18 protein-coding genes are annotated in these 9,359 nt (G+C 41.9%); all 18 read right to left on the bottom strand.

Going from position 1 to position 9,359, the window contains the following annotated elements:
* On the bottom strand, window positions 1-1,076 hold a 1,076-nt coding region (locus tag PF479_RS16790), incomplete at its 3' end, for a phage portal protein (RefSeq protein WP_298008945.1).
* Window positions 1,073-1,303, bottom strand: coding sequence for a hypothetical protein (locus PF479_RS16795; protein WP_298008948.1), 231 nt, complete (start codon window positions 1,301-1,303; stop codon window positions 1,073-1,075). The genes PF479_RS16795 and PF479_RS16790, both read right to left, overlap by 4 nt.
* A 159-nt stretch (window positions 1,304-1,462) precedes the next feature.
* Entirely contained in the window at window positions 1,463-1,648 is a 186-nt protein-coding gene (locus tag PF479_RS16800; RefSeq protein WP_298008951.1) for a hypothetical protein, read from the bottom strand.
* A gap of 4 nt (window positions 1,649-1,652) precedes the next feature.
* Window positions 1,653-2,513 (bottom strand): hypothetical protein, encoded by an 861-nt coding sequence (locus PF479_RS16805; protein ID WP_298008954.1) that lies wholly within the window; start codon window positions 2,511-2,513, stop codon window positions 1,653-1,655.
* A 3-nt stretch (window positions 2,514-2,516) separates the two neighbouring features.
* On the bottom strand, window positions 2,517-3,233 hold the full coding sequence (locus PF479_RS16810; protein ID WP_298008956.1) for a ParB/RepB/Spo0J family partition protein: 717 nt from the start codon (window positions 3,231-3,233) through the stop codon (window positions 2,517-2,519).
* Window positions 3,233-3,376, bottom strand: coding sequence for a hypothetical protein (locus tag PF479_RS16815; protein ID WP_298008959.1), 144 nt, complete (start codon window positions 3,374-3,376; stop codon window positions 3,233-3,235). The genes PF479_RS16810 and PF479_RS16815 overlap by 1 nt, the downstream gene beginning before the upstream one ends.
* 48 nt (window positions 3,377-3,424) lie before the next feature.
* Window positions 3,425-5,356, bottom strand: a complete 1,932-nt coding sequence (locus tag PF479_RS16820; RefSeq protein WP_298008962.1) for a terminase gpA endonuclease subunit — start codon at window positions 5,354-5,356, stop codon at window positions 3,425-3,427.
* Between the two features lie 2 nt (window positions 5,357-5,358).
* On the bottom strand, window positions 5,359-5,505 hold the full coding sequence (locus tag PF479_RS16825; protein ID WP_298008965.1) for a hypothetical protein: 147 nt from the start codon (window positions 5,503-5,505) through the stop codon (window positions 5,359-5,361).
* Complete coding sequence (locus PF479_RS16830; protein ID WP_298008968.1) at window positions 5,505-6,035, bottom strand: hypothetical protein; 531 nt, start codon at window positions 6,033-6,035, stop codon at window positions 5,505-5,507. The genes PF479_RS16825 and PF479_RS16830 overlap by 1 nt, the downstream gene beginning before the upstream one ends.
* Window positions 6,016-6,399: a hypothetical protein gene (locus PF479_RS16835; RefSeq protein WP_298008971.1), complete on the bottom strand. Its 384-nt coding sequence runs from the start codon at window positions 6,397-6,399 to the stop codon at window positions 6,016-6,018. The genes PF479_RS16830 and PF479_RS16835 overlap by 20 nt, the downstream gene beginning before the upstream one ends.
* Window positions 6,396-6,713, bottom strand: a complete 318-nt coding sequence (locus PF479_RS16840; RefSeq protein WP_298008974.1) for a hypothetical protein — start codon at window positions 6,711-6,713, stop codon at window positions 6,396-6,398. Before PF479_RS16840 ends, PF479_RS16835 begins: the two co-directional genes overlap by 4 nt.
* The gene (locus PF479_RS16845; RefSeq protein WP_298008976.1) at window positions 6,710-7,033 is read right to left on the bottom strand and encodes a YopX family protein; all 324 of its coding nucleotides are present in this window, start codon (window positions 7,031-7,033) and stop codon (window positions 6,710-6,712) included. Before PF479_RS16845 ends, PF479_RS16840 begins: the two co-directional genes overlap by 4 nt.
* A gap of 71 nt (window positions 7,034-7,104) precedes the next feature.
* On the bottom strand, window positions 7,105-7,485 hold the full coding sequence (locus PF479_RS16850; protein ID WP_298008979.1) for a hypothetical protein: 381 nt from the start codon (window positions 7,483-7,485) through the stop codon (window positions 7,105-7,107).
* Entirely contained in the window at window positions 7,482-7,796 is a 315-nt protein-coding gene (locus PF479_RS16855; protein WP_298008981.1) for a DUF4406 domain-containing protein, read from the bottom strand. The genes PF479_RS16850 and PF479_RS16855 overlap by 4 nt, the downstream gene beginning before the upstream one ends.
* Window positions 7,793-8,008: a hypothetical protein gene (locus tag PF479_RS16860; protein WP_298008984.1), complete on the bottom strand. Its 216-nt coding sequence runs from the start codon at window positions 8,006-8,008 to the stop codon at window positions 7,793-7,795. The genes PF479_RS16855 and PF479_RS16860 overlap by 4 nt, the downstream gene beginning before the upstream one ends.
* Window positions 8,005-8,238, bottom strand: coding sequence for a hypothetical protein (locus tag PF479_RS16865; protein ID WP_298008987.1), 234 nt, complete (start codon window positions 8,236-8,238; stop codon window positions 8,005-8,007). The genes PF479_RS16860 and PF479_RS16865 overlap by 4 nt, the downstream gene beginning before the upstream one ends.
* Before the next feature lie 359 nt (window positions 8,239-8,597).
* Window positions 8,598-8,882: a hypothetical protein gene (locus tag PF479_RS16870; RefSeq protein ID WP_298008991.1), complete on the bottom strand. Its 285-nt coding sequence runs from the start codon at window positions 8,880-8,882 to the stop codon at window positions 8,598-8,600.
* A partial coding sequence (locus tag PF479_RS16875; protein WP_298008993.1) for an ATP-binding protein occupies window positions 8,866-9,359 on the bottom strand: 494 nt, incomplete at its 5' end. The genes PF479_RS16870 and PF479_RS16875, both read right to left, overlap by 17 nt.

A 9,359-nucleotide genomic window follows, 5' to 3' on the forward strand; every position in this document is an offset into this window, starting at 1 on the left:
CCCCGGGAGGCTGCTACTCTGGTTTCGTAGACTTCGATGAGAGTCTCAAGGTTGGTATTTGTATAATCTGATTTGAACATCTGGAAGTCTTGTCCAGGTTCAAGGTTATTCATGATGAGGGCTTTGTCTCCGACATGGACCGTATCGATCCCGGGAGTGTATGTCGATTCTGTTGTCTCTGATTGATCTGAATTGATAAGGAAATCAGGTTTCTTGACGTATGCGTCTTTATCTGTTTTAACGACTCCCATCCAGGTTGAGGCAGAAGCCATCTTTTCAATTTCGTTGATCTCTACTTCTGTCAGGCGGGAAAGCTCATAGGCCAATGAGGCAAATTCCGGGACGCCTCTGGACTCCCCAGGCATCGGATTAGCTTTGTAGTGGATCACAAACCTGCGGCCAGAGCCTCCGAAGTAGGCTATTCGTGTATGTTTAGCTCCGAATCCTTCCTGGACCCATATAGCGACCTCACGGCCTATATTATCAAACTCTACACCGTCAACAACCTTCGCACCACGGGCCTTGATTGCTGCGACATTTATACCATCATGAGGGCTTGTGATTTGATCATTGTTGATTATTTGAAGTGCGACATTTGATATTCTGCGGGCGTCTGACATGTACCTGATGATCCCGAATACTTCCCCGTCAATGTCTCCGATCTTATAGACCATTCTTTGCAGCTGCTGAAAAGTTAAAACGCCTTCAGTATCGGCCTCTTTACTTGTGCTGTAAAGTTTCCATCGGTTTTCAATATCAACTGTCCATTGCCTTTTTTCTTCAGGGGTTCCGGGAGAGTCTGTTATCATATCCCATAATGGGGTGCTCTCCCAGGACATGCCGACATTGACCACGGAGTCAACAAACCGCCGTGTCATTCCCTTGGCTGTGAGTGATTCCCGGTATACTTTGCGGGCAATATCACGGCGTGCGGATTCATCACCAAATGAAAAATTGGTATTATAGCTGATCCGGCCAAACTTTGAACCGTGATCATTCATCTTGTTATCATCTCTGTGGTGGATGTGATTCACTATTTCTTTGGTTATTACTTTAGGCTTGAATGGGTTTCTCATCTACGGCTTGACCTCCAGGAGACTATTGATCCACTGCCGTTCAGTGCATCGTAACGGCGTTCCCAGAGTTGTAATGATTGTTCTATGGTTGATAAGGATGAACGGGTTACGGACATGACGCCGTGTCCATCGTTGAATGAATAGGATTGACCGTTAGCTATGGCATCGATCATTTCAGAGTACAAAGTCAATTTAGCTTCGATTTGCGCCTGTGTGAAATATCCCATTGCGCTAAATATAAACCCATGATGTGAATTATGCAATATATATTTTACGTTTGTCGTATATTTTTATACTATTTTTACGTATTTCGTATTGAAGTAATAGGATTAGGGCCAAAAAAAGCCCCCTATTAAGGGAGCTTTATTCATTTATTCAATAGATTATCAATCGATGTCTAGATCGTTTTCATAATATTCATCCATAACCTCTTGCGTTTCTTCAAAAGACATTTTCTTAAGCTCATATTCAAGCCTTAATCTTTCTGAGTTCGCCTCTGCGATCTTAACCTTAAGAAGTTCCATTTCTTTACAGACTTCCATCTGCCTTGAAAACATTTCAATGTTTGTCATTATTTCACATCCTATACCCGTTGTTTTTTACAAATTGATCAAGCGTCTCACCACACACAGAATAGAAGGAAGATCTTATTTCTTTCATCTTCTCTGGTATATTACGAAGGAACAGTTGTTTGTCCATATCTCTTCCTGGTTCAGTCAACGCCCAAGTAGACACCATCATGTCTTCTCTCTCTGATTTACTGCTTCCTGTTATATTCCCTATCTTCCTATACCAACTCATCCACGAAGCAGATAAACCAGTAAGAAGACCTGTTACTGATTTGTATTCTCTGGTGTAGTCATATCCTTGTGCTAATCTAAGAACAAATATTGATCTTATTGCGGCCCTTGAATATCTTTTTACGGCGGTAGGACACTCTGAAAAAAAGTAATCCATTTCTGATTGTAGTGATTCATACACGGATGCTCTAAGCATCGTATTCTGAACATGCACTGATCCATCTGCCATAAGATCTCTAATCAAAGAAGCTGCTGTCTGGTCACACAAGCCGGGAATACCGGATATGTCTGTATGACTTCTTGATTGTCCTCTGTCTTGTATTACATCCATTGGAGTTAATGGACCTTTCCCATCTACTGGGGATGCTGTTGCCATTAGGAAATTTATGGTCACACCAGATGTTACAACGGCACTAAGCCTATGCTGACCATTAAGGATAAAACCTTCATCAGTTAAAAGTATTGTTTCTCCATTCTCTATCCAAGAACCGTTTGCCATATCTCTTGAATATCTTCTAATAGTAGCTGTTCTAAGTTTCCTATTATCTATATTCCTAGATAGCATTTTTGCTGCTTTTGTAGGGTTGACTTCTACAACCTCTGTTTTGATGATCTGCGTCTTTCGGTATTCGTGCATTTTCTATTCCTCATTGTTTATCCATTGACGAATTACAGAATCTGCATTATTCTTATCCTCATCAGACAAGTGTCTTAATACGCTTTCTGCATATACAATTATCTTCTTTGCGGAAGACTCTCCATGATTAAAGTCGGAATCGGTTGGTACGGTATCCGGCTTTTTTATTTCCTGATAAGCCCTGTTAATAGTTTTTGTTCCTGCATTTACCTCCTGCCTGATTTGTTCAGGTGCTTCATTCATTACCTTCTTATACTTTGAGGCAGTATCAATACTGACCCCGGCATAATCTGCCATTTCTTTTGTGGTGTTGATTGGTTGGACTTTTTCAGATTCCTGAAAAGGTGCAGATTCATACTGATTACCGTGATATTCCTGCTGCTTCTCTTTTGCCTTCTCTTCCAGAAGTTCAGCCCTTTTCATTCCGAGTTTAAGCATATCAGACTTTGATAGATTCCTCCTTCCTTTCTGGTTGTCGATCATCCACACCATAACTTCTTCACGGTCTTCAAAGTGCATATCAATTTTTTTGATATTGACATTTATGTTCTGTAAAATATCATATCTGTTATGACCGTCAACAATTATGTTTTTACCTTTCCATACAATGATCGGTTCTCTCTGGCCTTCTGTCTCAATAGAGAATTTTAGAGAAGCTCTTTCTTCTTTTGTGAGGCACGGAATTAAGTTTCTAAATTCTTTGTCTATTTTAATTGCCATCAATCGCCACCTCTCTCATCCCTTTCGGCTTGCCTTCTTGCCATCTCAATAAAGTATGCTTTCTTACTTAGATGAGAATACAATTTCATGTGCTCAAGAATCTTTTTCTCAAGCTCGCCTTTAATGTTAATTTGTACTACCATATTTACTCCTAGTGTTTATTATATATCTTTTAATGATATTGTCAATATCTATTTTGCTTTCTTTTCGGATTTCACGTACTGCCAGAATATAGGCCATGTGAAATTCAATTCCTCATCGATGATCTTGGCTTCCTTCAGGTAATTTTCGGCGGTCTGTTTGTATGCGTACACTAACGCCAAATTATAAACCCGGCAGTCAAGTTGTTCATTACGTCTGGACCCGGCATCCCATATATATTTCTTCCCGGCTGCTGTGGTCTTCAGGACTCTTGACTCTGCTGTCAATCGGTTGTAATGATCCCGTGTGTAGTCCATAGGAAAGTGACAGTATCCCTCAGGGCTTCTACCGTCCTCATACTGGCCTTTGGCAAGGTCTTGGTATGTCTCCTGCTTTAGTAGGTCTGTGTTAACATTAAGACGCTGTATAGCCAATCCTGAGACTTCAAAGAATTTGATATGCTCCCGGCCTTTCATTAGGGTCTCTGATCCCATGACCGGGAATACGTTCGATCCCATTCCAGCACAAAATTCATAAACTATCTGCGTCCTGAATCCTGAGTCAATTCCTGAGAGCATGATTTTATGACCTGCGTATTCAGCTTGAATGATTGATTTTAATGCCGTCCAACATTCGTTGTAAATGTCTGAGGTGTCACCAGGGATGGTAATATAATCAACTGACCAACTGACCTTGTCATGGCCCCAGGCGACTATCTCACATTCTATCCTTGACTTTGCTCCACCTTGGATGTCTGCCCCGAGTGTGAGGAAATAAGGCTCTGCCTCTTCCGGAAGGAATCCTTTCTTGTAAGTTCTGTTTCTGGTCAAGAGTGCTTCCAGTTTCGGACGTTCTCCCCGGTCCTCAAATGCTTCGCCGAGTACAGTATTGATCCAGACTTGAAATTCAAGCGGCGGGAATCCACGGTGTTTTATCTCAAGAAATTCCATTGCTATTGTTTCCCATGATGTAAACCCGATCGGAGCGTAGAGAGCGTTCATGTGATAGGACTTCAACCCGGGACGCCTGGCCATTGATGTCGGCTTCCAGTATGCAGATCCGCCCATCTTTTTGTCAGGGAGGAAGAAATCTTTATCAGCATTTGTCCAATGGCCTTTGCATTCCTCACATTCGTAATGGACAGAGCCTTCAATCAGCCTGTCATCATCGTCGTGATCGAACTTTAAACCGCCCGGATCTTCCTTTTTACCCCAGCGGAGATCCTGCATATGTCCACAATGCTTACACTCAACCATGTATTTCCTCTGATCACCCTCTTTATAGAGCCTTAGAATCTTAGAATTGTGCTTTAATTTCGGTGAAGATTCCCAAAGTATCTTATATTCATTCTGAAAAGCTCCGCATCTGCGCCTGAAAAGTCCTACAGGGTCCCCTTCTTTCCCGATGTTATCGGCGAATCCGTCTACCTCAGTCACGTTCAGGAACTTAAATCCAACTGATCTTTTGAAAAAAGAACTGTTCGGCCCCCCGGCCATGATGGACCCACCAGGGAATGCCTTCATTACTGTCTTGTCCATGGTCTTCTTCTGAGTGTCCCGCTTTTTTACGTTACCAATCTTATAGCCTATGCCTGATTCGTTGATCAGTGAGTCAATACGGCCCTGCATCTGGATCTCTGCCATGGCAACGTCACTCGTAATATATCCCATATCACAGGGGAAGGCGTCTATCATTGCACCGATCCAGTTTTCACCGATGGAGACAGTCGAGCCTATTCGAGCGGGCTTCATAAACACGACTTCCCGGGTTTCATCATCTGAAGGGCTGAGGCAGTCGGCGAGCTCCCTGAGGTACGGGGTGAAGTCAAAAGAGAAAGGTCCCTGAAGTGGACCCTCTTTCAATACCCGGTTCTTTTCAGCCCATTCAGAAACTAATGTCCGGCTGATCTCTGTCGGTATGATCTCGCTTGCCCGTTTTATGATTACGTCAATGGCGTTCTGATAGGCTGCTTTTTTTGTCATTATTAAATGTCGTCTCTTCGGTTCTCATAACAATCATCACAAAGTGTAATTAACTCTTCTATTCCATCAATCTCTAAAACATATGGGTCTATTATTTCTTCCACTGTTTCATCTTCTTTCCCACAAATATCACATGTTAAATATTCCATCAGTCTTTTTCCTCCAGTGCTTCGATGAGTTTCCCGCCCTCTTTCTCCAGGCCACGGGCTGCACCTTCAATGGTTTTCTCAATGGCTGTCTTTATCTCTTTTTCTATGCGGTCACGGAGAGCTGTATCACCCCTGGCCACACGGGAACCGATATTCAGGAAGTTGTTTCTTATTCCTTCGGCAAAGAATCCGATATAGATTGCCATGAGGTCAGCCGGGATCAGGTCTTTCATTTCAGTATCATGCTTCCTGTCTAGTTGCCTGGCCATCTTCTTCTTTAGGAGGATATCAGCTCTCTTTTTCTGATCGTCCAGAGGGTCATGGGTAGGAACATCTGCCGGGATTATGCCTCCCCGCTGTGCAAAAGTCTTATTGTCCAGGCCGACCATGTAGGAATGATTCGATGGGTCAAGAGTGTCATAGCCCTCAGATGTCTTGTTCAGCTTCCCGGCTCTACGGGCTTTGTAGATTGCTGAGGCAGAGACTCCGCATACATCCCCGAAGTCTTGATCAGTCCTTAGTATTGGCATTTTCGTGTCCTTTTACATACATGAGTGATAGTTCTTTTGCCTTGTCTGCTCCTTGTCTTATATGGAAACTAACCTCTACTGTATATTCTTCAGAGTCTAATACTTCAACCTCGTTATACATTTGCTCTATTCTGTATTTTCCATTTTCCCTGTTCACACCCTCAATGGCTCCTTGAAGTAGGATCGGGTATACAATGCTTTCATCAATATCTATTAGGTTTCCGGAATGGCTCTTCTCGCATCTTGTAAAACAATAGCTGTCTGCCATCTTCCACTTTCCATTTTTTGACGTCGGGGCATTCCTCTTCGTTAATTCAAAACCATCAGCCTTCTCAATCAGCCACTTTGCTAATGCAATATTCATATCATCTCCTTCAATATTTCATTCAGGGTTTCAGATGACTTGTAAAAATGGGTTACGGTTTCAAAGACTGAAAAGGTTTTCCATTGAGTATCGATATTTTTGAGAATGTGAAAAAGGTAATATTGTTCCCGGAGGTCTTTGTCCGTGCTGAGTTTCAATCTTCCTGTATTCCTGTTTCTCTCAAGGTCCGGAGGCAATTGGCCGGACTCGTTTAGAAATCTGAATGATTCAAAAAACTTTAGGTCCTTTGGTGTTGCTGATTGCCTGTTTTTGACTGCCTGGATGAAAGAGTCTTTGTTGATTCCGTTGCTCATGATTTCTCCTCGTGAATGTTTCCGATTATTTCTATTTCAGAGTTTAACAAAAATAGTTGATCAACTATAAAAGTTGAAATAGGATCACGAAGCCAGAAGCACCCATTTTCATATACAACAATATATCCATTCTTATCCTTATCACCCTCATAAATATCTTTTCCGTTTTTATCTTTTAGTCCTGTGTATTGTTCTAATAACATGTAGTCCTGTGAACCGCTAAGAGTTACCCCATCCTCCCACCAAGTCCAAGTGTCGGATATTTTATCATAATATCTTTTACTGTGTTCACTCCATATTCTAAACTTAATCTCTCTCATAATATTCCCCTTTGTTACGTTTTTGTAGGATTTACCAACCGGCTGGCATATTTTCAGTGTGCGGATTTTCCTCACTCGCAGAGCTTAGACCCATTGTACTCCGCCCTAGGGCCACCAGAACCTACTTTTTTTGGCAGATTATACCCATACGCCCTTGCTATGCTCTCAACTTTCTTGTCATTAAGAAGGAATGGCCTATACACACCATGGCACTTCTGTTCTCCTCTTATATAATGGATCTCCCCATTAAACACTTCACAAACCATGTCAATCATCTCCTCGGCTCTCTTGGCATCATGATACTCAGATGTTACGCTCCCGATGGTCTCCCTGATATGCTGCAACTCAATAGGGCTGTACATGACTTTGTCCTCTGTACAGATCCAGCCGTTTGTATTCCGGCTGTACATAATCCCCAGGGCTTCATGATAGACAGGAGCTGACCAGCTCATTGATATTTCATTTCAAGGCCAAGACAAAGAGCGATGTATCTTTCAAGATCTGCCCCTTTACTTCCCTGCCACCCTTTCAGCATATAAATGCAATCGGCGTCCATTAAAGCTTTTGTATCTGCCCTTATATAATCACTCCATTCAGGAGGATCTGATTCTTTCAATAAAAACTCGACTCTTAGAGCAGAGGCTATTCTTACCGGATTGATGACAATGTAATCAGACAATAGCTCTTTCTCAGCTTTCATAAATGCTTCACGGTTAAAATCTTTGATCCCTGTCATTGGCCCTGATATGTAAATTGTCTTCATGCCTTATCCACAAATTGTTCTATAAAATCGTCAATCATGTTCTCGTGATCATCTGGATATCCGCAACTGTCTGATTTTAATTCCATGAGTAATTCAATCGCCTCTCTTAATTGCTCTGTTTGTTTCTGGACTTCCTCTGCATCACATAATGGAAGTCCTTTGTGGCTATAATCGGATTTAACATCAGGAACCAGCTCTTTTATGTCTTTCACAATATTCCCCCTAATTCCCACTTATCACAATCAACTGGGCTGGTGCAATATTTGAAAATATCACAGTTTTTCCGTAGTCCGCAATTTCGGCAACATTTCATTGATTCAATCTGTTTTCTTAACTCTTCATTCTCTTTTTCAATCCTATCAAGATCAGACTCCTTCACTCCAACATAGGAGCCCTTTAAAAATTGGCCATCAAGTGCAATATGTCTTTTAATCTTTTCCACTCTCTCCCCCTTACAAATATGATCCTCTATAAATCCTGAAATATGATTGTTGCAATTATCACAAATCATTAAACCCCCATTTTACGTCTGTAGAGCATCGCTAACCCTTCAAAGGTACTTGTCTATCACTTTCCATATTAAATCGGCTGGCTGTACTCTCACGGCCATAGAATCAAAGATTTAAGCCATTAGTCACAGTCAATTATCTCAATATCCACGATAAAAGGCGATGAAGTAAAATCCCATTGTGATATATTTTCCCCTGCCCTTATGGAAACACGGCGTCCAAACCTCGCACCATTTCCGTCCAGTCCATTTTATTTCAATCAAATAGTTCACTCCTTTTTTAGTTGTGATCATCACTCCACCTCGATCTCAACTCTCTCAATATCCCTGGTCCTGACGCTGTATGACTTGCCTTCTGTTGTGCGGAAATGGAGAGAGCTGAACTCATCCCATGTATTCGGATTGAATATGTGATTCACCTTGTATTCAGACTCGCTGCCATCGTCAAAGAAAATTGTTAATGTTCTGTTCATTTTGCCTCCTGATTTTATCTTGTAGTCAAATAATCCATTTTCCCAATCTTTCTTCATGTCTTCCATCATCAATTCGCCGACATTGTAATCAGGATATTTGTCCATTGTATCTCCTAGATTTCCCTTCCATCTCGATTACATTCTCCCTGAACCTGTCCAGGGTTGCTGTCGGCATGATCTCCCTGACATGTGCCTTGTCTGTCGCATTGCAAATCAGAACTGTTCGCCTCATCCAGTTATACCGATTGTTCAGAATCTCAAATAATTGAGCCTTATTGAAATCAGTATCATTCGACTTTCCGATCTCATCGACTATCAACAGATCAACATTTTCCAGGTCTTTCATCCGCTTGCTGAATGTACCATCTGAGAATCCGGCCTTGATCTCGTTAATCAGTCCGACCTCGGTAAGAACTTTGAAAGACTTGATTTCTCCGGAACTCAGAAGATCTTTGACAAGAGCATAAGCCGCCCATGTTTTACCGGTCCCAAAGCCTCCCCAAATAATTGAACAGATGGCCTCTTTCATGTTTTCCTGAACCGGGCCGACTTCCCGAAACCTGATAGGGATCTGAGCAAGAG

The organism is Oceanispirochaeta sp., from assembly GCF_027859075.1.
GTDB lineage: Bacteria > Spirochaetota > Spirochaetia > DSM-2461 > DSM-2461 > Oceanispirochaeta.